Origin of the sequence: Aquabacterium parvum (assembly GCF_001447195.1) — a bacterium.
In the GTDB taxonomy this organism is placed as follows: Bacteria; Pseudomonadota; Gammaproteobacteria; order Burkholderiales; family Burkholderiaceae_C; genus Aquabacterium; species Aquabacterium parvum.
Genome location: NZ_LFRI01000415.1, coordinates 81,998 through 100,815, shown reverse-complemented (window position 1 = coordinate 100,815; position 18,818 = coordinate 81,998). Strand labels below are relative to the sequence as shown.

At 66.6% G+C, this 18,818-nt stretch carries 17 protein-coding genes; 14 read left to right on the top strand and 3 right to left on the bottom strand.

Annotated elements, in window-relative coordinates:
- Positions 1-13 precede the first annotated feature (13 nt).
- Genes tssM through ABG80_RS17150 form a run of 3 tightly spaced genes read left to right on the top strand, consistent with a single transcriptional unit; the run spans position 14 to position 5,770 of the window.
- Complete coding sequence (gene tssM, locus ABG80_RS17160; protein WP_058088834.1) at positions 14-3,937, top strand: type VI secretion system membrane subunit TssM; 3,924 nt, start codon at positions 14-16, stop codon at positions 3,935-3,937.
- Positions 3,934-4,920: a type VI secretion system-associated protein TagF gene (gene tagF / locus ABG80_RS17155; protein WP_058088833.1), complete on the top strand. Its 987-nt coding sequence runs from the start codon at positions 3,934-3,936 to the stop codon at positions 4,918-4,920. Before tssM ends, tagF begins: the two co-directional genes overlap by 4 nt.
- Before the next feature lie 4 nt (positions 4,921-4,924).
- Positions 4,925-5,770 carry an OmpA family protein gene (locus tag ABG80_RS17150; RefSeq protein ID WP_083506227.1) on the top strand — a complete coding sequence of 282 codons (846 nt, stop codon included), beginning with the start codon at positions 4,925-4,927 and terminating at the stop codon, positions 5,768-5,770.
- Positions 5,771-5,775: 5 nt separating this feature from the next.
- On the opposite strand, the gene tssA is transcribed toward ABG80_RS17150, so the two are convergent.
- Entirely contained in the window at positions 5,776-6,888 is a 1,113-nt protein-coding gene (tssA, locus tag ABG80_RS17145) for a type VI secretion system protein TssA (RefSeq protein WP_058088832.1), read from the bottom strand.
- Between the two features lie 208 nt (positions 6,889-7,096).
- On the opposite strand from tssA, the gene ABG80_RS17140 reads away from it, so the two are divergent.
- The 5 genes from ABG80_RS17140 to ABG80_RS17120 all read left to right on the top strand — a co-directional run bounded on the left by ABG80_RS17140 (position 7,097) and on the right by ABG80_RS17120 (position 11,076).
- A complete protein-coding gene (locus ABG80_RS17140) occupies positions 7,097-7,852 on the top strand; it encodes an energy transducer TonB (RefSeq protein WP_160322580.1) in 756 nt (251 codons plus the stop codon).
- Between the two features lie 2 nt (positions 7,853-7,854).
- On the top strand, positions 7,855-8,694 hold the full coding sequence (locus ABG80_RS17135) for a MotA/TolQ/ExbB proton channel family protein (RefSeq protein WP_083506225.1): 840 nt from the start codon (positions 7,855-7,857) through the stop codon (positions 8,692-8,694).
- A 15-nt stretch (positions 8,695-8,709) separates the two neighbouring features.
- Positions 8,710-9,135 carry an ExbD/TolR family protein gene (locus ABG80_RS17130; protein ID WP_058088830.1) on the top strand — a complete coding sequence of 142 codons (426 nt, stop codon included), beginning with the start codon at positions 8,710-8,712 and terminating at the stop codon, positions 9,133-9,135.
- A 98-nt stretch (positions 9,136-9,233) separates the two neighbouring features.
- Positions 9,234-9,812: a CAP domain-containing protein gene (locus tag ABG80_RS17125; RefSeq protein WP_058088829.1), complete on the top strand. Its 579-nt coding sequence runs from the start codon at positions 9,234-9,236 to the stop codon at positions 9,810-9,812.
- A 55-nt stretch (positions 9,813-9,867) separates the two neighbouring features.
- Positions 9,868-11,076, top strand: coding sequence for a CaiB/BaiF CoA transferase family protein (locus ABG80_RS17120; RefSeq protein ID WP_058088828.1), 1,209 nt, complete (start codon positions 9,868-9,870; stop codon positions 11,074-11,076).
- A 14-nt stretch (positions 11,077-11,090) separates the two neighbouring features.
- Here the strand turns inward: ABG80_RS17120 and ABG80_RS17115 are convergent, their stop codons facing one another.
- Positions 11,091-11,843 carry a helix-turn-helix domain-containing protein gene (locus ABG80_RS17115; RefSeq protein ID WP_058088827.1) on the bottom strand — a complete coding sequence of 251 codons (753 nt, stop codon included), beginning with the start codon at positions 11,841-11,843 and terminating at the stop codon, positions 11,091-11,093.
- Between the two features lie 104 nt (positions 11,844-11,947).
- Here ABG80_RS17115 and ABG80_RS17110 point away from each other — a divergent pair, with 104 nt between their 5' ends.
- From ABG80_RS17110 to ABG80_RS17085, 6 genes are all read left to right on the top strand, one after another.
- The gene (locus ABG80_RS17110; protein WP_083506224.1) at positions 11,948-12,442 is read left to right on the top strand and encodes a YiaA/YiaB family inner membrane protein; all 495 of its coding nucleotides are present in this window, start codon (positions 11,948-11,950) and stop codon (positions 12,440-12,442) included.
- An 11-nt stretch (positions 12,443-12,453) separates the two neighbouring features.
- The gene (locus ABG80_RS17105) at positions 12,454-12,936 is read left to right on the top strand and encodes a hypothetical protein (RefSeq protein ID WP_235513915.1); all 483 of its coding nucleotides are present in this window, start codon (positions 12,454-12,456) and stop codon (positions 12,934-12,936) included.
- A 131-nt stretch (positions 12,937-13,067) separates the two neighbouring features.
- The gene (locus tag ABG80_RS17100; protein ID WP_058088876.1) at positions 13,068-13,805 is read left to right on the top strand and encodes a DUF2145 domain-containing protein; all 738 of its coding nucleotides are present in this window, start codon (positions 13,068-13,070) and stop codon (positions 13,803-13,805) included.
- On the top strand, positions 13,790-15,772 hold the full coding sequence (locus ABG80_RS17095; protein WP_083506222.1) for an MFS transporter: 1,983 nt from the start codon (positions 13,790-13,792) through the stop codon (positions 15,770-15,772). Before ABG80_RS17100 ends, ABG80_RS17095 begins: the two co-directional genes overlap by 16 nt.
- Before the next feature lie 90 nt (positions 15,773-15,862).
- The gene (locus ABG80_RS17090) at positions 15,863-16,552 is read left to right on the top strand and encodes a CAAX prenyl protease-related protein (protein ID WP_058088825.1); all 690 of its coding nucleotides are present in this window, start codon (positions 15,863-15,865) and stop codon (positions 16,550-16,552) included.
- 16 nt (positions 16,553-16,568) lie between these two features.
- The gene (locus tag ABG80_RS17085) at positions 16,569-17,603 is read left to right on the top strand and encodes an endonuclease/exonuclease/phosphatase family protein (RefSeq protein WP_152987700.1); all 1,035 of its coding nucleotides are present in this window, start codon (positions 16,569-16,571) and stop codon (positions 17,601-17,603) included.
- Positions 17,604-17,660: 57 nt separating this feature from the next.
- On the opposite strand, the gene tgt is transcribed toward ABG80_RS17085, so the two are convergent.
- On the bottom strand, positions 17,661-18,800 hold the full coding sequence (tgt, locus tag ABG80_RS17080; RefSeq protein ID WP_058088823.1) for a tRNA guanosine(34) transglycosylase Tgt: 1,140 nt from the start codon (positions 18,798-18,800) through the stop codon (positions 17,661-17,663).
- Positions 18,801-18,818: the final 18 nt, after the last annotated feature.

The following is an 18,818-nucleotide window of genomic DNA, read 5'->3' as shown; positions in this document are numbered from 1 at the left end:
GCCACTGCAGACCATGCAAAGAATCTGGTTGTTCCTGCTCGATCCCCGTGTGCTGGCCGTCATCGGCCTCCTGGCGCTGGCCGGTTTGCTGTTCCTGGGGGCCGATGCCTTGAGGGTGGGCGCGGTGTGGGCCGCAGGAGCGGTGCTGTTGCTGGGCGTGCTGGCTGCCGGCATTTGGTGGCACCGTCGGCGCCAGGCGCAGCGTGCCGGCTTGGCCTTGGAGCAGGCCATTTCGGCAGATGCCGAGAAAGCGGTTCGTCAAGCGCGCAAGGGCGCCCAGGCCGATGAGGTCGCTGCGCTGCGCGAGCGCATGGCCGACGCGGTCAAGCGCATCAAGACGTCGCGCCTGGGTGAGACATCCGGCGCCGCCGCGCTGTATGAGCTGCCCTGGTACGCCATCATCGGCAACCCGGCTGCCGGCAAGTCTTCTGCCATCGTCAAGTCAGGCCTGACCTTCCCGTTTGCAGAGAACACCGATGCCATCGTGCAGGGCATCGGCGGCACGCGCCATTGCGACTGGTACTTCACCACCGAGGGCATCCTGCTCGACACGGCTGGCCGCTACTCGGTGCAGGAAGAAGACCACCGCGAGTGGCTGGGCTTTCTCAAGCTGCTGAAAACGCACCGGCCCAAGGCCCCGCTCAATGGCGTGATCATTGCCGTGAGCATCGCCGAGCTGGCCAATCAGAAGGCTGACCTGACCATCGAGTTGGCCCGCAAGTTGCGCCAGCGCGTGCAGGAGCTGACCGAAAAGCTCGAGGTCTTCGTGCCGGTCTATGTGGTCTTCTCCAAGGCCGACCTCATCGCAGGCTTCGTCGATTTCTTCGAGGACCGCGATCGCGGCGAGCGAGACAGGGTCTGGGGCGCCACGCTGCCCTACGAAACCGGGCAGCAGCTTGATGCGGCAGCCCAGTTCGATCAACACATGGACGTGCTCTACCAGGGCCTCAAGGAGGCCTCGGTGGCTCGCATGACGCTGCATCGCGGCGAGCAATTGCCGCCGGGCGTGCTGACCTTTCCCCTGGAGTTCGCGGCCCTCAAGCCATCGTTGCGCACCTTCCTGCACACGCTCTTCGAAGACAACCCCTACCAGTTCCGCCCCATCTTCCGTGGCTTTTACTTCACCAGCGCGGTGCAGGAGGGGCAGTCCACCAGCCGGGCCAGTCAGCGTGTGGCCGAGCAGTTCGGCTTGCAACTGCAAAGCGGCACGGCGGCGGCCGTCTACTCGCAGAGCGGCTTTTTCCTCAAGGAGCTGTTCTCCAGGGTCATCTTCGCTGACCGCGAGCTGGTGCGGCAGCACACCAGTCGCACGCGCCTTCGCCTGAGGCAAGCGGCATTCTTCGGCGGCATGGCCGTGCTGGGGGCGTTGCTGGCGGCCTGGACCTGGTCCTACACGGACAACCGCGATCGCGTGGCCAGGGTTGAGGCCGACTTGCTCAAGGCCGTGAAGGTGCAGGACCAGAAGCTGGACCTGGCGTCACGCATGGAGGCCCTGGAGATCTTGCAGGACCGCCTCGAGCAGGTGCAACGTGATCGCCGCTCTGCCGCCTGGTCGCTGGGGCTGTCACAAGACGCGCGCATCGAGAACCGGTTGCTGGAGGAATACTTCAATGGCCTCGAATCGGTGCTGCTCAAGCCCAGCGTGCAGGCTCTTTCGGCGTACCTGAGCGATGCCAACGCGCAGTCGGCCCATTGGCGCAGCGTCACGCCGGGGGGCGGCGCACAACCGGCGCTTGAGGCCCCCGTGGGTGCTGCGTCGGACGCGGCGGGCGGTGTGACCCTGGCGGGTGTCTCCGCGTCTGCGGTCCTTGCCGCTTCGTCCAACTCGTCCAGCGCTCCTGGCTCGCCTTATCAGGCGGCATCCAACCGCGACGTCACCGAGGCCTACAACGCCTTGAAGGCGTACCTCATGCTGGGCGATCGCGAGCGGCTGGAGCCCGGCCACCTGGGAGACCAGCTCACCCGCTACTGGCGTGAGTGGCTGGAGGCCAACCGCGGCGCCATGCCACGCGAGCAGATGATCCGCCGCGCCGAGCGCATCCTGTCGTTCGCGCTCACCCAGATGTCGAACCCGGCGTTCCCGCAGATGGACCTCGATGTGGCCCTGCTCGATCGCACCCGCGAGAACCTGCGCCGCGTCGTCAAGGGGCTGCCGGCGCGCGAACGCGTCTACGGCGAAATCAAGGCCCGTGCCGCCACCCGATTCCCGCCGGTCACCGTGGCTCGCATCGTTGGCGAGGGCGATCGGCAGGTCATCGCCGGCAGCCATGTCGTCTCGGGCGCTTTCACCCGCGAGGCCTGGGAGGGTTACGTGCGTGATGCCATCAAGGACGCGGCACACCAGTCGCTGCAGTCCACCGATTGGGTGCTCAAGACGGCCACGTCCGACGACCTGACCCTCGAAGGCAGTCCCGAACAGATCCAGAAGTCGCTGACCCAGCTCTACAAGTCCGAGTACGCGCAGCAGTGGGGCAAGTTCATCCAGGGCATCACGGTGCTGGACTTCCAGGGCTTCGATGTGGCCGTGCAGCGCATGCAGCGCCTGGGTGACCCGGTGCAATCGCCCATCGGCCGGCTGTTGCAGACCTTGCAGGACCAGACCGCCTGGGACAACCCCTCGATGCTCAACGATCGTTTGGCGAAAGGGCAGCAGGGCTTGATTGGCTGGTTCAAGAACACGGTGCTGGGCATGAACCCGACGCCGGTGCAGGTCACGCTCAGCGCTGAGCAGTTGCGCGCTGCCGAGGTCCCCACCGGTCCGATCGGCAAGGCTTTTGCCGGCGTCAACCGCCTGATGTTGCCGCGAGACGGGGGGCAGACGCTGACCCGCGTCTACCTGGATTCGCTCGCGCGCGTGCGGGCCCGCCTCAACCAGATGAAGACCCAGGGTGACCCCGGGCCGGGCGCGCGCCAGTTCATGCAGCAGACCCTCGAGGGCACGGGTGAGCTGGCCGAGGCCCTGAAACTGGTCGATGAGCAGCTCTTGAGCGGGCTGGACGAGGGCGCACGCCAGGCGCTCAGGCCCATCCTGGTTCGGCCATTGATGCAGGCCTTCTCGGCCTTGGTGCCGGCCACCGAGGCGGAACTCAATCGCGTCTGGCATGCACAAGTTTTCGAGCCCTACCAGCGCACCTTGGCGAGCAAGTACCCCTTCGACCGCAGCTCACGCATGGAGGCAACGCAGGTCGAGCTCGCCGCCATCTTCGGCACCGAAGGCGCGGTCGCCAAGTACCTCGAGCAGTCCTTGGGCGCGCTGGTGCTGCGCCGGGGAGACCAGCTCACCCCACGCACCTGGGCCGACATGGGCGTGCGCCTGCGGCCGGCCTTCGCAGGCGGCTTGGGCGCCTGGGTGGCCCCGCTCAGCGGCCAGGGTGCGGGCGCGTCTGCTGGGGGGGGCGGCACCGAGGCCGCACAGACCAACTTCCAGGTCCTGCCTCAGCCGGCGCCTGGCCTGACCGAGTACACGGTCGAGATCGATGGCCAGGTGCTGAGGTACAGGCAGGGGGCCGCCACTTGGCAGCCCTTCGTGTGGCCTGGCCCGGGCACGCCGGGGGTGCGCATCAGCGGCGTGACGTTCGATGGTCGGCAGGTCAGCTTCTTCAATGAGCCGGGCCGCTTCGGCCTGGAGAAGATGATCAATTCTGCGCAGCGTCGCCGCATCGACGAGCAGGTGTTCGAGTTGAAGTGGCCTCAGGGCAACGTGGCAGTGGCGGTTCAGTTGCGCATCCTGTCCAACAGCGCGCCCGCAGCGCAGCCTGCTCCAGCAAGCGAGCCCGGCGCCAGACCCGGGGCCTTGCCAGCGCTGGTGGCGGGCAGTGACGACACCACGGCCCCCGCAGCTCCCGCATCGCCTTTGGTGCCGTCCAACGCGGCCGCGCCGGTGGTCCCTCCGACCAACCGCCAGGGCGCAGTCGTGGCAGCAGGAGAGGGCGCATGATCACCACCGAAAGCAAGCCCGTGGACGTCCTCTACTTTGGCAAGCTGCCCTCCAGGGGTGACTTCGTGCGAAGCGCGCAGCACCCGGCGATGCTGGAGGTGCTGGATCGTTGGCAGGCCCAGACCCTGGAGCGGATGTCCACCGACCCGCGCTGGAAGCTCATTTACGACGAAGCGCCCGCCCTCGCTTTTGCCATCCTGGGCTCGGGCAGCCACGTGGCGCTCGCCGGGCACTGGCTGGCCAGCCAGGACACATCAGGCAGGCGCTTTCCTTTCGTCACCGCCGGGGCCTTTGACCTGCGCAAGCCGCAGCAGTCTGCGGTGCTGGCACCGATCGCGCTGGATGCGCTGTGGCACCAGTTGGCCACGCGCGGGCAGGCCGCGAGGCGGGCGGCCGACCTGGGCGATGTCCAGGCGCGCTTGCAGGCTCCCCTTGAACATGTGCCTGATTTCGAAGAAGCCCGAGACCGACTCGAGTCATTCCTCGATGCACACAGCCTGGCTTCGCTGGGTCAGATCCTGAGCGCGGGCGGGCGCCGCCTGTCGGTCCGTCAGGCCGTGCTCGCCTTGGGGCTGTTGCTGAGGCCAGCCTTGGTTCAGGGCGGCGCGCGCATGAACAAGCTGCTGTGCCTGCCCCTGCCCTTGGAGCCTTCCTTGCGCGCCTGCGTGGCATCGTGGTGGCTCATGCTGATCATGGGGTTCTTCACCCGGCACGTGGTCGAGTTCAGCATCTTCCTGCCGGTTCGAGAGGGCTTGCCGCAGATGCTGTTGGGCTTTCAGGGGGCTTCGGCGGCCTCCCTGGAGGCGGTGATCGATCCAAGCGTGCTATCGCGTCACGGTGTGACCCTCGGCGAGCTCGACTGGGTCGAAGACGAGGCCCAGGCCGATGTGGGTTTGCGCAAGCTGTCAACCTACCTGCAGGACCCGGCGCTGTCGCTCACGCAAGCCGTCCGCACATTTCAAGAAGTTTTCCTGGGGGCATGAGGTCATGGCACCGCATCCGATTCGTTTGTTGAAAGCCACGGCGTCGCGCGTGCCCAGCTCCTGCCTGGCGGTTTTGCTCGCCGGTTTCGCCGGCTGGGCGGTGGCGCAAGGGCAAGCTGCCGATCCGTCGCAGGCGATGCCGGTGTCGGCCAGCGCCAGCGGCAAAGTGGTTGTGGCGGGTGTGGTGCCTGACGAAGCCACCCGCGTGGCCGTGCTGACCCGTTTGCGGGAGGTCTACGGCGCCGAGCGCGTGGTCGATCAACTCAGCCTGGGATCGGTGGTGGCGCCGCCCAACTGGGGGCAGCACGTGCAGCGCCTGATCTCGCCTTCGCTCAAGCAGGTCAGCCACGGGCAACTCAGCGTGCAAGGTCAGACGGTGGACTTGCGCGGAGAGGTGGCCAACGAAGCCCAGCGCCAGCAACTCGTCAGCGACGTGGCGCAAGCGCTCAACCCAACCTACAGCGTGCGCAACGGCCTGCGCGTGGCGGTGCGTGAGCAGGCCTTGGTCGATCAGGCCCTGGCTCAGCGCATCGTGGAGTTCGAGGCCGGCAGCGCGGTCTTGCGGCCTGAGGGCCTGAAGATCCTCGACGAGATGGCGCTGGCGCTGAGTCAGCTGCAGGGCAAGCGCATCGAGGTCATCGGCCACACCGACTCGCTGGGACACCGGCCCGGCAACATCAGCCTGTCTTTGGCGCGCGCGCAGGCGGTCAAAAGCTACCTGGTGGGCAAGGGCCTGGCCGCCGAACGCCTGCAGACCTCGGGCATGGGCCCCGATCAGCCAGTGGCCAGCAACGACACGGAGGCCGGGCGCGCGCGCAACCGGCGAATCGAGTTCCGGGTCGGTTCCTGAGTGCCTCAGTTGCCCGCGTTATCAGCCGGTGTCAGGCCCAGCAGCTCCTGAAGGTGGGCCATGGAGGAGGGGTCCTTGACGACCTCGCCCAGCCAGCGGTGCAGGGGCATCTCGCCCCACTTGATGGCCTTGTCGGCCAGGTAAGCCACAGGGCTGTGAGGCTCCGTGCGCCTGAAGAAGTCGGCCACCGCCTGAAGCTGCCGCAGCGCCTCGGCCCGGGTTCGTGGCCCCGCAGCGCCGGCAGGTGCCAGCTGGTCGGCCGAGATCGGCATGGTGCTTTCCGCCGCTTCGGTGTGTGCGTTGGACGTTGCCGAGGCCACGCCTGTGTCACCCGTGAGCGAGGCACTGCTCAGCGCGCCAGCATCGCGGGCCAGCCTTTCAAGCTCATGGCCTGCCTGATCCAGGGCCTCGCGGGCCGAAACGAAACTCGGGCCGTCCTGCCCCAGCTTGGCATCGATCACGCCCTGCCAGGCTTGCAGCTGAGCCTTGGTGCTGCGCAATGCGTCCACCGCCTCGCGCAGGCGCTCGGCTGGGGTGTTCTGCATGGCCTGGCGAAATTGTGCGACCGTGATGGCGTTCGGTTGATCCGCGGGCAAGGTGTCGGCTGGCAACCCTGCGCGCTCGGCCTGGGCTTGCCATTGGCGGGCGTGCTTGAGGTCTTTCAGGGTGTATTGCTCGCCTTTTCGGCCCGCGGTCACGGGCAGGGCGGTGGCCAGCTCAACCAGGCGTTGCAGCATCCAGGCGACGTTGCCGATGCGCTCTTCGGCGTCGTTGCCATCGGGCAGGGGGTGCAGGTGGTCCCAGTGCTGTTCACACAAGGCCGTGCACAGCCCCAGCCCGCTGGCCAGGCCAGCGTAGCCCTGCGTCATGGCGCGCGCTTCGGTCAGCCAAAGGGCCAGGCGCAGGTCCTTGGTGCGGGATGCGAGGAGGGCTTCGCACAGGCGGGCGGCGCCTGCCCAGTCGGCTTGTTTGAGCGGGGTCACCCACTCGCCTTGTTTCAGGGTGGGGTCGTCGGCACGCCGCATCTCGGCGATCTCGTCGAAATCCGAAGAAAAAGAAAGGTCTTCCCCGCCGGGCTGGGTGCCTGGCAGAGGGGCCACAAGGAGGTCGGTGTCCATGGCGTCCCTGATCGTGTTTTGTGGTTGTGGCGTCGGCTACCGGGCATGCCTGCCTGGCGGGCGTGCGCAGAGCGGCGCATCATCCCACGGCTGTCATCGGGATGCAGGCCCCGACTCGGGTGAGGTCGTGATCGTTTGTAACCCGACGACTTCAGTCAACATGAATGAGAATGAGTATCAATATCTCGATCGTGTTAAGATGCTTCGCATGAGTTCTGCCGCCTCTGCCTTCACGTTTTCCACGTTGCCAAGCGATTTGTCCGCCGGACAGCGGCGTGCCTTGACCGTGGCCGTGGTGGCGGTGCACCTGGCCTTGGGTTGGGCCTGGTGGCACGCCAAGACCGACTCCGTGAACGTGGGCAGCAGCGAAATCATCGAGGTTTCCCTGGTGACCGACGCCCAATCGCAGACCCGGGATGCCGCCGAAGAGCCCCAGCCAGAGCCTGTGCGTCAACCGGTTCAGCCCCGTCCGCCCGAACGTGTTCAGCCCAGGCTCACGCCAGCACCGGTGCCAGCGCAGACCAGCAACTCACCGCCCATCTTGAGCAGCCAGACCGGGGCCGAGTCGGCGGCGCTCACGGCCCCCGTGGCGGCAGCCCCAGCCACGCCTGTTGCCACCCAGGCGGCTCCTGCCGCAGTCGCCGCGCCGGCCCCTGCGCCCCCGCCTCCGGCACCCCGCGAGTTCCAGGCATCGGCGGTGTCGTACCTGGTGCCGCCCGTCTTGACCTACCCCCGCGTGTCGCGCGAACTGGGCGAGCAGGGCAGTGTGCTGCTGCGCGTGCTGGTGGACGAGCGGGGCCGTCCGACCGACATCCAGGTGGTGAAGTCCTCCGGCTACCCGAGGCTTGACCAGCAGGCTGTGCAGGCCATGCGCGCCGCCCGATTCAAACCTCACGTCGAGGACGGCGTTGCCCGCCCGATGTGGGTCAGGACACCCCAGACATTCATCCTCGAAGACAACTGACCATGAGCAACCTGATCGATCCCGTCGCCTTGGCCGCTTCGGCCTCGCCTGCGGCTTCTGCCACCTCTGCGGCGATGGCCGCCGTGCCCGAGGCAGCCGCCTCTGCCACCCCTGGTTTCGGCCACTTCATCGCCCAGTCCGACGCCATCGGTCAAGGCTTGTTCGTGATCCTGGTGCTGATGTCGGTGCTGTCGTGGGCCCTGATCGCGATCAAGGGCTTTGCCTTGGCCCTGCGCCAGCGCCGAAGCCAGTCTTTCCTGAGCTTTTTCTGGAACGCGACCTCGCTGGAGGCCGTGCAGCACGAGATCGCCACGCACGGCGTCAAGGAGCCCTTCGCGCACCTGACGGCGCATGCGATGCACGCCCAGGCCCACCACGCTCGCTACGGTGCGGCCAAGCTGGAAGAGGCCGGCTCGGCCAAGGACTTCCTCACGCGCACCATCAAGAAGGTGCTCGACGAAGAAACCATGCGCATGGAAAGCGGCCTGACCGCGTTGGCCACCATCGGCGCCACGGCGCCCTTCGTGGGCCTGTTCGGCACGGTCTGGGGCGTGTACCACGCACTGCTGGCCATCGGCGCTTCGGGCTCCGGCTCGCTCGACAAGGTGGCCGGCCCGGTGGGTGAGGCCCTGATCATGACGGGTGTGGGCCTGGCCGTGGCCATCCCGGCCGTGGTGGCCTACAACTGGCTCACGCGCAGCAACCGCGTCTGGGGTGCGCGCCTGGACGCCTTCGCCTTCGAGCTGTTCACCTTCTTGTCGACCGGGCAGACGCTCAAGACCAGCGACGTGGAGCCGCCGGCCCCGAGCGCCACCGTGCGACCGCTGCAAGCCCACCGCTGATCAGGAGCCGAGAACATGGCTTTCGCGAGTTTCGACGACAAGCGTGGCGGTGCCCCGGTGGCCGAGATCAACATGGTGCCGCTCATCGACGTGATGCTGGTGCTGCTGGTGATCTTCATCGTGGCCGCCCCGCTGCTGACCCAGTCCGTCAAGCTGGACCTGCCCAAGGCCAGCGCCCAGCCCACGCAACCGCAGCCCGACGCCATCCAGCTCAGCCTCAATGCCGAGGGCATCCTGTACTGGAATGGCGAAGCGCTGAGTCGGCAAGACGCTGCCGCCCGCTTTGCGGTGGAGGGCGCCAAGCCGAATCCACCTGCGGTGCGGTTCAGCGTCGACCAGACCATCCCGTATGGCCGCGTGGCCGAGATCCTGGCCGATGCCGCGCGCCTCGGTGTGAGCAAAATCGGCCTGGTGACACAGCCTGATACGACTGCGCGCTGAAATGGGGCTGCCAACTCCCGGGGACAGGGGGGTGGGATGACCCGGGGTCTGGCGAAGCCTCACTAGACTCGGTGCATCAACCCAATCAGTGAGGTCCCATGTCCCGCAAGCGTTTCGGTTTTGCTTCCCTCGTGGTCTCGGTGGCCATCGCCCTGGCGACCTCTCAGGCTCGCGCCGACGAGTCCATCGACGCGGTCGAGGCGCAGGTTGCCGAGCTCATCAACGCCCAGCGCTCGCTGGCCGGCTTGTCGCAACTGGGCTTTGATTACCGCCTGAACATCGTCGCCGACCAGCACTCGAGCGACATGGCCACCAACGGCTGCTTCCAGCACGACAGCTGCGACGGCACCAACACCTTTGACCGCATCCTGGCCGTCTACCCGCGTGGCGGCGCCATGGGCGAGATCATCGCTGCCGGCTTCAAGGACGCCCCCTCCGTGGTCGATGCCTGGATGAACAGCCCTGGTCATCGCGCCCAGATCCTGGGCAGCGACTTCACCGCCTTCGGCGTGGGCCTGGTCAGGGGCGGCAGCTTTGGCACTTACTGGACGGTGGACTTCGGGGCGCTGCCGCCGGTCCCCGTCGTGCCCGAGCCCAACGTGGGCCTGCTTGCCGCGCTGGGCCTCGTTGGGGTGGCGCTGCGCGCCCGCCGCCGTGGGCCCTCGATGCACAAGTGAGGCGCGCCATCGGCGTTCTCATTGAAAATGCGGCAACCCGATTGACCGCATCGACATGAACGCCTCCGCCTTCACCACGCCGTCCACACCCCAGGCCCTCGCTGGCTTGCGGGTGGTCGAATTGGGCCAGCTCATTGCTGGCCCTTTTGCTGGCAAGACCCTGGCCGATTTTGGCGCCGAGGTCATCAAGGTCGAGCCGCCCGCAGCCGAGGGCGCAGCAGGCGGTGACCCATTGCGCCAGTGGCGCATGCTGCACAACGGCACCAGCGTGTGGTGGCAGGTTCAAAGCCGCAACAAGAAGAGCGTGGTGCTCGACCTGCGCAGCGAAGAAGGCCGCGAGACCGTGGCCCGGCTCATCGACGAGGCCGATGTCGTCATCGAGAACTTCAAGCCCGGCACCATGGAGAAATGGGGCCTGGGCTATGAGCAGCTCAGTGCCCGCAACCCTGGTTTGATCATGCTGCGCATCAGCGGCTATGGCCAAAGCGGCCCCTACCGCGAGCGCCCCGGTTTTGCCGTGGTGGCCGAGGCCATGGGTGGCATGCGCTACCTCAACGCCGAGCCAGGCCGAATCCCGGTGCGCGCGGGCGTGAGCCTGGGCGACACCCTGGCCGGCCTGCATGGCGTGATCGGCGTGCTGCTGGCGTTGCAGGCGCGCCAGGCCACCATCGCGCCCGATGCACCCAAGGGCCGGGGGCAGGTGGTGGACGTGGCCCTTTATGAAGCCGTCTTCAACTGCATGGAAAGCCTGCTGCCGGAGTTCAGTGCTTTCGGGGTGGTGCGTCAGCCAGCGGGCTCGGCCTTGCCTGGCATCGCACCCAGCAACGCCTACCCTTGTGCCGACGGCATGGTGGTGATCGGCGGCAATGGCGACTCCATCTTCAAACGCCTGATGATCGCCATCGGTCGCGACGACCTGGCCACCGACCCGGAGCTCGCCAGCAACCCGGGGCGCGTCAAGCGCGTGGGCGAGATCGACGAGGCGATCGGCGCCTGGACGGGTGCCAGGCCAGTGCAGCAGGTGCTGGACGTGCTCAACGCCGCCAGCGTTCCGGTAGGCCGCATCTACAGCGCCCAGGACATCGCCGAGGACCCGCACTACCGCGCTCGCGACATGGTGCTGCCGGTGACCACGCACGACGGCCTGACGGTGGAGGTGCCTGGCGTCGTGCCCAAGCTGTCGCGCACGCCGGGTGCCATCCAGCGGCGAGGTCCCACGCTGGGCGAGGACACCGACGAGGTGTTGGCCCGACTCAAGCGCTGAGGCCGAGTCCGCCGTCAACGCCCGATGGCGGGCGAGGTGCGGCGCAGGTCCACAAAGGCCTGGTACCACCACGAGCGCATGCCGATGAGCAGGGTGTAGGGGCGCTTGCGGGCCTCGGGCAGTCGTTGGTCGCTGGCGTGTTGCCGCGAGAATTCTTCGGCGGTGCGCTGCAGGCGCTCCAGCAGCGACTGGGCGTGCTCAGGGGCCAGAGAGCCATGCACCAGCAGCATCAACTCGTCGTCTCCCCCGAAGCCACCTGAAAAATACTCGGGTGCCACCTGTTCGCGAAAAAAGGCCATCACCGGCCCGTGAGGGCGCCAGCGGAAGGTCTTGGCCACTTGCAGCTGGTAGCGGTTCAAGGGTTTGAGGCGGATGACGCCGAGGCGGTCGAGCTGGGCCAGGCAAGCGATGCACTCGGCTTCGGTGAGCCGGTAGGTGTTCAGCATCTGCTCAAAGGTCCATTGGCTCAGACAGCAAGTGGCCACCAGCAGCAGGCGTTTGTCCTTGACCACGGCCTTTTCCTGGGCCAGCGTGAGCTCGCGCCTGAGCGGCTGGGCATCGGCCACGCGGCGGGCCAGGTCGGCGAAGTCGAGCTTGAGCACCCGGCAGATCTCGTCGATGCGAGACAGGGGCATGTCGCCCTTGGCGAACATGCGTTTGACGCTGGATTCGGCCAGCCCCAGGTCGGTTGCCAGCGTGGCGTAGGTGATGCCGGCGGTCTTCAACTCGGTCTTGATGGCCTGAACCAAGGCCTCGCTGCTGCCCATGGGAGTCTCCGTGAAGTATTGAAAAACGATACCAGAAGTGCACGGATCCGCCACTTCGTATTGTTTTGTTGAACTGCCGGGCCCGGCCGGGAAGAATCCGCTCCATGTTCAACAACGGGGTTCGCCACATGAACTCGATGCCTCATCCCGCCACCGCCCGCCGTGACACCCGAGCCTGGGTCATCCAGGTTTGGGTCTCCTTCGGGCTTGCCGCTTTCCTCAGTGCCACTGGCCTGTACTGGCTGCCTGGCAGCCTGATCGAGCGGGCCTTCATGGTCATGGCCTATGTGTTCAGCCTGTCGTCGGTGTTCGTGTTGTCGCGCCACGTGCGGGACCAGGCCGATGGCCTGCCGCAAACGCCGATGTGGGGCCTGGTGGTGTGGACGGGTTTTGGTGCCGCGCTGGCGCTGACCGGTTGGGGCATGTGGCAGATGCCGATCAGCCCCGACTACAAGGCCTACCTGATGGTGTGCTGGCTGTTCATGGTGGCGCAGGCCTTCACCCTGGCCAAGACCCTGCGCGATGCGCACGAGGGCCGTCACCCCCATGGCGCCACCCGCTTGGCCGCTGCCCACCCACGTGAATCCGACATCGCCTGAGGAGAACGTTCATGAGCTCGATGAAACCCATGATGGCGTGTACACCAGGGAGCGCGTCATGCGCTGGCCACAACAGGTTCAAGGGCTGGCTGGTTGCCGCTTGCGCTGGCCTGGCCTTGCTGGGCGCCACCCAGCGCGCCTTCGCTCACCCGAATCAGGCCTCGGAGGCCAGCGCCTTGTCGATGCTGCCGGTGGCGGTGTCGGTGACCGCGCCGGCCTTGTTGGTGTCCGGCACGGTGGCGCTGTCCGTGGTCGCCATCCAGGCCACGGCCGATGGCATGGTCTGGGTGCTGGAGCGGGCCAGCGATGGCGCCCGCATCTCGGTCAAGTGGGCCAGCCTCTCGGTGGGCATGGCCTCGGTGGCAGTGGGCACGGTGGTGACCGTCTCGGCGGTGTCGGCCGGTTGGTTGCTCAGCACCGCTGGTGAGGTGATCGCTCTGGTGCCCAACACGCTGGGTCGGGCCCTGCTGCACCACGAGGAGGTGCAGCGATGATCGGCTTCCCTGTTGCCAAGACGGGCCACGAGGGGCTGCTGAGTGGCTCAACGCCAGGCTCGACCGATGGCCCCACTTTGCGTCGCTCGGCCTGGCTGGCAGGTGCGTTGTTCTCGGCGATCGTGGCGCTCATGCCTTGCACGCCAGCGCAAGCGGGGCGCCCCTGTCAGCCCACCCGCCTGTCGGTGGGGGCGGTGCAGCAGGGCCTGGCCCTGGCTGATCGCACCGTGCGGCGCCTGGACGCCAGCGGGGCGAAGGTGGTGGTGCTGGCCCGCGCCGGCCAGGACCTGCGCGAGCATGGGCTGCGCTACTCGCACCTGGGCCTTGCCTACAAGGACGCCGATGGCTGGCGGGTGCTGCACAAGCTCAACGAATGCGGCACCGAGCGCGCGGCCATCTACCGACAGGGCGTGGGCGACTTCTTCCTGGACACGCCGCACGAGTACCTCGCCGGCGTGGTGGTGCCGGAGCAGGCCCTGCAGGAGCGCCTGTGGCCCTTGCTCAAAGACGCTCGCAGCCGCGCCTTCCTGCACACACGGGCCTACAGCATGGTGGCCTACCCCTGGGCCACGCGCTTTCAGCAGAGCAACCAGTGGGCCATCGAGTTCGTGGCCTCGGCCATGGGCTCGGACGTGGTCGATCGGGCCGCTGCCCAGCGCTGGCTCAGGGCAACGGGCTACCAGCCCACCGAGCTGCACCTGTCGATGCTGACCCGATTGGGCGCACGCATGACCATGGCCAACGTTTCGTTCGACGATCACCCCAACGAGCTGCGCTTCAACGGCCGCATCCGAACGGTCACGGTCGATTCGGTCTTTGCCTGGCTGCAACGAAGCGGTCTGGCGCGTGAGGAATGGGTGGTTCATTGAATGAACGCGCCTGCGGTTTTGATGTCCAATCGGTGCACAAACCATGGAGGACCTGTGCTGTGAGTGAGTCGACATCCCAAGGTGGTCAGTTCAGCCTGCTTGGCCAGCGGCGCTTCTTGCCGTTCTTCCTGGCCCAGTTCCTGGGGGCTGCGAACGACAACCTGTTCAAGTTCGCGTTCACGGTGCTGGTCACCTACCAGTTGCAGGTGAGCTGGCTGGAGCCCAAGGTGGCCGGCCTGGTGATCGGTGCGCTGTTCATCCTGCCCTTCTTGCTGCTGTCGGCGACCTCGGGGCAGTGGGCCGACAAGTACGACAAGGCCTTCATCATGCGCAGCGTCAAGCTCATGGAGGTCGGCATCATGGTGCTGGCCGGGCTGGGCTTCTGGTTCCAGTTGGTGCCGCTGCTGCTGGGCTGTGTCTTCCTGATGGGGCTGCACTCCACCTTCTTCGGCCCCGTGAAGTACGCCTACCTGCCGCAGCACCTGCGCGAGCACGAACTCACCGGTGGCAACGGCCTGGTCGAGATGGGCACCTTCGTGGCCATCTTGCTGGGCAACGTCGGGGGTGGTTTGCTCATGGGCATCCCCGAAGTGGGGCCGCACTGGGTGGCCGCTTCGTGCTTCGGTGTGGCCCTGGCGGGCTGGCTCACGGCCCGCGCCATCCCGGCGTCGCCATCATCCGACCCGGACCTGAAGCTCAACTGGAACCCGGTCTCCGAGACCTGGCGCAACCTGCGGCTGGCCTGGCAGTACCCCAGCGTGTTCCGCTCGCTGCTGGGCATTTCGTGGATGTGGTTCTTTGGCGCTGTGTTCCTGTCGCAGTTTCCCTCTTTCGCTCGGGACGTGCTGCATGGCAACGAGCAGGTGGCCTCGCTGCTGCTGGTGGTGTTCTCGGTGGGCATCGCCATCGGCTCGCTGTTGTGCGAGACGTTTTCGCACCGGCACGTCGAAATCGGCCTGGTGCCCATCGGTGCGGTGGGCATGACGGTGTTCGCGTTCGATCTGTACCTGGCGGCATCGGGGCTGCCGCAGTCGCCCGGCGCCGCGCTCTACACGGTGGGCGAGTTCCTGGCTGTGCATGCCCACTGGCGGGTGATGGCCGACCTGGCCCTGCTGGCCTTCAGCGCGGGCCTGTACAGCGTGCCCATGTACGCGCTGATTCAGCTGCGTGCGCAACCCAGCCACCGCGCGCGCATCATCGCGGCCAACAACATCCTCAACGCCCTGTTCATGATCGTCAGCAGCCTGCTGGCCGGGGCGATGCTGGCAGCTGGCTTCACCATCCCGCAGGTGTTCGGCGCCACGGCGCTGCTCAACGTGGTGGTGGTGGGTTATGTGTTCTGGCTGATGCCCGAGTACATCGTGCGCCTGGTGATGCTGTTCGTCACGCGCATCGTCTACCGCCTGCGTGTGCGCGGTGACCTGAACATCCCGACCGATGGCGCCGCCATCCTGGTGTGCAACCACGTCAGTTTTGTGGACGCCGTCATCCTGGGCGTCATCAGCCCGCGTCCGATGGTCTTCATCATGGACCACCGCATTTTCAAGACGCCGGGCATTGGCTGGTTCTTCAAGCTGGTCAAGGCCATCCCGATTGCACCGCAGAAGGAAGACCCGCAGGCCTATGAGGCGGCCTTCCAGAAGGCCCGCCAGGTGCTGCAAGAGGGTGAACTGCTGTGCCTGTTCCCCGAGGGCGGCATCACGCGGGATGGCACGCTGCAGCCTTTCAAGGCAGGTGTCATGAAGATCCTGGAGACCAACCCGGTGCCGGTGATCCCGTCGGCGCTGCACAACCTCTGGGGCTCGACCTTCTCGCGCATCGAGGGGGCCGCCATGGCCAAGCCCTTGCGCCGCGGGCTTTTCAACCGCATCGGCTTGGTGGTGGGCGAGCCGATTGCGCCTCAGGACGTCACGCCGGAAAAGCTGCAAGCCAGGGTGCAGGCACTGCTGAACGAGCCTTCGCCCTGAGTTTCCCGGGGGCTTCCTCAAATGAGGGGGGAGCGGTGGCGTCGAGTGACGACACAATCCGCTCACCCTCTGGCTCACACACATCCATTCATGGGCAATTTCCTGTCTCCCGCGGCCTGGGCCCGGGTCATCCCTTTCGTCCTGTTCATGGTCTTCCTCGCTTTGCGGGGGCAGTTCTCCACGGAGGACGGCGAGGCCAGCCAGTTGCCGTTTGACGCCCGCTGGTTGTACGCGGTGTCGGTGGTGGTGGTGGCGGCCAGCCTGGCGTGGTTCTGGCGTCGCTATGACGAGCTCAGGCACTGGGGAATGGACTTCAAGCAGGTGCTGCTGTCCATCGCCGTGGGCATCGTGGTTTTCGTGCTGTGGACCCGGCTGACCGCGCCCTGGATGATGCTGGGCGAGCCCTCGGCGGGCTTTCGCCCGGTGGACGACGACGGTGAGCTGATGTGGGCGCTGATCGCCTTTCGGTGGGTGGGCGCTGCCTTGCTGGTGCCGGTCATGGAGGAGCTGTTCTGGCGCAGCTTCCTGATGCGCTGGGTCGACAACCAGGATTTCGAGAAGGTGGACCCCGCCTCGGTGACGATCAAGGCCATCGCCTTGTCCACCCTGTGTTTCATGCTGGCCCACACCCAATGGCTGGGGGCCATCGTGGCGGGTCTGGCCTACGCCTGGCTCTACAAGAAGACCGGCTCCTTGTGGGCGCCGGTTCTGGCGCATGCCGTCACCAACGGTGTGCTGGGTGGCTGGGTGATCCTCAACGGGTATTGGTCGTTCTGGTGATGGTTTGGATGCTGGCATGAAGTTGTGCGCCCGCTTGTTCGTGACCTTGGTGCTGGCCGGTGTGGCTGGCCTGTTGTTCGGCCGCATCGAGGGCTCCGGGCAGTCCGCTCTGCTGGCCCTGTCTCAGTACCTGCCGTTTCCGGCCTACCTGGTGCCCGCGCTGGCGGCGGTCCTGGTCGCCTTCATCTGGTTGGGGTGGGTGTGGCGAAGCCTGGCGGTGCTGGCCTTGGTGGCGAGCCTGACACTGCTCATGGGCCTGAGCTGGGGTGCGCCCGAAGAGGGCCATGGCCGCGTGCGCTTCATGACCTACAACGTCAAGAGTTACCTGGCGCTCAATCGGCCCGGCGGCACGGACGAGCTGGCGCATGAAATCATCGAACACCAGCCCGACATCCTGGTCATGCAGGATGCGGGGCAGTTGGTGGACGTCGAAGGCAACGTCAAGTCAGCCGACCTGCTGCGGGTGGTGGGCGGTGGCTGGCAGCACGCGCATGCCAACGACGAGTACGTGTTGCTCAGTCGCTGGCCGATTCGCCAGTGCCGACATGGCGCGATCCCCGTTGGAGACGAGCCCCATGTGTTCGCGCACTGCGACATCGACGTGGAAGGCACCACCTTGCAGGTGATCACCGTGCACCTGATCACGCCGCGCAAGGGTCTGGTCGCCAGGCACCGGGGGCAGTCTCGGTGGCTGGGCCTGGACGAATGGCAGGACAACATGTTGCTGCGCATGCGCCAGGCGGGCTTGTTGGCGGAATACCTGCGCCAGCTGCCGCCGGGTCCGCGCATCGTGGCGGGTGACCTCAACGCGACCGAGCCTTCGTTGGTCGAGCAGACGCTGCTCAACACGGGCTTGCGCGACGCGTTTTCGTCAGCCAGCGTGGGCTACGGTTTCACGCACGGGCATTCGCTGCTCAAGGGCCTGTCCTTCCTGCGCATCGATCACATCCTGGTCAGTCCGGAGATCGCGGTGGCCGACGCCTTCACCGGCGGCACGCTGGCTTCGCAGCACCGCCCGGTCATCGCCGACCTGTACCTGCACCGGCACTGAAGGCCACTCGAGCCCGGATGGTTCGGTTCGGGGGCAGGGCAGGCGCCTGCGTCGTTTTCAGACTCCGCGTGCGCGATCGGCTGCGAACTGGCGCTGGAACTCGGCGAAGCGGCCGGCGTCCAGCGCATCGCGCACTTCCTGCATCAGGTTCAGGTAGTAGTGCAGGTTGTGGATGGTGGTCAGCATGGGGCCGAGCATCTCGCCGCAGCGGTCGAGATGGTGCAGGTAGGCGCGGCTGAAGTTGCGGCAGGTGTAGCAGGTGCAGGTCTCGTCGATCGGGCGCTCGTCGGCCTTGTTGCGACTGTTGCGCAGGCGCAGGTCGCCAAAGCGCGTGAACAGGTGGCCGTTGCGTGCGTTGCGGGTGGGCATGACGCAGTCGAACATGTCCACGCCAGCGGCCACGCCAGCCACCAGGTCTTCCGGGGTGCCCACGCCCATCAGGTAGCGGGGCTTGTTGGCCGGCAGCTTCGGGCTGATGTGGTTCATCACCCGCATCATTTCGTCCTTGGGCTCGCCCACGCTCACGCCGCCGATGGCGTAGCCCGGCAGGTTCATGTCGGCCAGCGAGGCCAGCGACTCTTCGCGCAGGTGCTCGAACATGCCGCCCTGCACGATGCCGAACAGCGCGTTGGGGTTCTCAAGCTTGTCGAACTCGGTCTGGCAGCGCTTGGCCCAGCGCAGGCTGAGTTCCATCGAGGCACGCGCTTCCTTCTCGGTGGTGATGTGGCCCAGGCTCTTGTCGCCCTTCCAGTACGGCGTGCACTCGTCGAACTGCATGACGATGTCCGAGTTCAGGATGGTCTGGATCTGCATGCTGATCTCGGGCGTGAGGAAGAGCTTGTCGCCATTGACGGGTGACGCAAAGCGCACGCCTTCTTCGCTGATCTTGCGCATGTCGCCCAGAGACCAGACCTGGAAGCCGCCCGAGTCGGTGAGGATGGGCTTGTTCCAGGCCTCGAACTGATGCAGGCCACCGAACTGTTTCATGATGTCCAGCCCCGGGCGCATCCACAGGTGGAAGGTGTTGCCCAGGATGATCTGCGCGCCCATGTCGTGCAGCGACTGAGGCATCACGCCCTTGACGGTGCCGTAGGTGCCCACGGGCATGAAGATGGGGGTTTGCACCACGCCGTGGTTGAGCGTGAGGGTGCCTCGGCGCGCGTGGCCTTCGGTCTTGAGGAGGTCGAATTGCAGCATGGGTAGGGTCTCCTGGAC

Coding starts and splice junctions, on each gene's coding strand:
- tssM (WP_058088834.1), top strand. CDS start 14: ATGCAAAGAATCTGGTTGTTCCTGCTCGATCCCCGTGTGCTGGCCGTC.
- tagF (WP_058088833.1), top strand. CDS start 3,934: ATGATCACCACCGAAAGCAAGCCCGTGGACGTCCTCTACTTTGGCAAG.
- ABG80_RS17150 (WP_083506227.1), top strand. CDS start 4,925: ATGGCACCGCATCCGATTCGTTTGTTGAAAGCCACGGCGTCGCGCGTG.
- tssA (WP_058088832.1), bottom strand. CDS start 6,888: ATGGACACCGACCTCCTTGTGGCCCCTCTGCCAGGCACCCAGCCCGGC.
- ABG80_RS17140 (WP_160322580.1), top strand. CDS start 7,097: ATGAGTTCTGCCGCCTCTGCCTTCACGTTTTCCACGTTGCCAAGCGAT.
- ABG80_RS17135 (WP_083506225.1), top strand. CDS start 7,855: ATGAGCAACCTGATCGATCCCGTCGCCTTGGCCGCTTCGGCCTCGCCT.
- ABG80_RS17130 (WP_058088830.1), top strand. CDS start 8,710: ATGGCTTTCGCGAGTTTCGACGACAAGCGTGGCGGTGCCCCGGTGGCC.
- ABG80_RS17125 (WP_058088829.1), top strand. CDS start 9,234: ATGTCCCGCAAGCGTTTCGGTTTTGCTTCCCTCGTGGTCTCGGTGGCC.
- ABG80_RS17120 (WP_058088828.1), top strand. CDS start 9,868: ATGAACGCCTCCGCCTTCACCACGCCGTCCACACCCCAGGCCCTCGCT.
- ABG80_RS17115 (WP_058088827.1), bottom strand. CDS start 11,843: ATGGGCAGCAGCGAGGCCTTGGTTCAGGCCATCAAGACCGAGTTGAAG.
- ABG80_RS17110 (WP_083506224.1), top strand. CDS start 11,948: ATGTTCAACAACGGGGTTCGCCACATGAACTCGATGCCTCATCCCGCC.
- ABG80_RS17105 (WP_235513915.1), top strand. CDS start 12,454: ATGAGCTCGATGAAACCCATGATGGCGTGTACACCAGGGAGCGCGTCA.
- ABG80_RS17100 (WP_058088876.1), top strand. CDS start 13,068: ATGCCTTGCACGCCAGCGCAAGCGGGGCGCCCCTGTCAGCCCACCCGC.
- ABG80_RS17095 (WP_083506222.1), top strand. CDS start 13,790: ATGGGTGGTTCATTGAATGAACGCGCCTGCGGTTTTGATGTCCAATCG.
- ABG80_RS17090 (WP_058088825.1), top strand. CDS start 15,863: ATGGGCAATTTCCTGTCTCCCGCGGCCTGGGCCCGGGTCATCCCTTTC.
- ABG80_RS17085 (WP_152987700.1), top strand. CDS start 16,569: ATGAAGTTGTGCGCCCGCTTGTTCGTGACCTTGGTGCTGGCCGGTGTG.
- tgt (WP_058088823.1), bottom strand. CDS start 18,800: ATGCTGCAATTCGACCTCCTCAAGACCGAAGGCCACGCGCGCCGAGGC.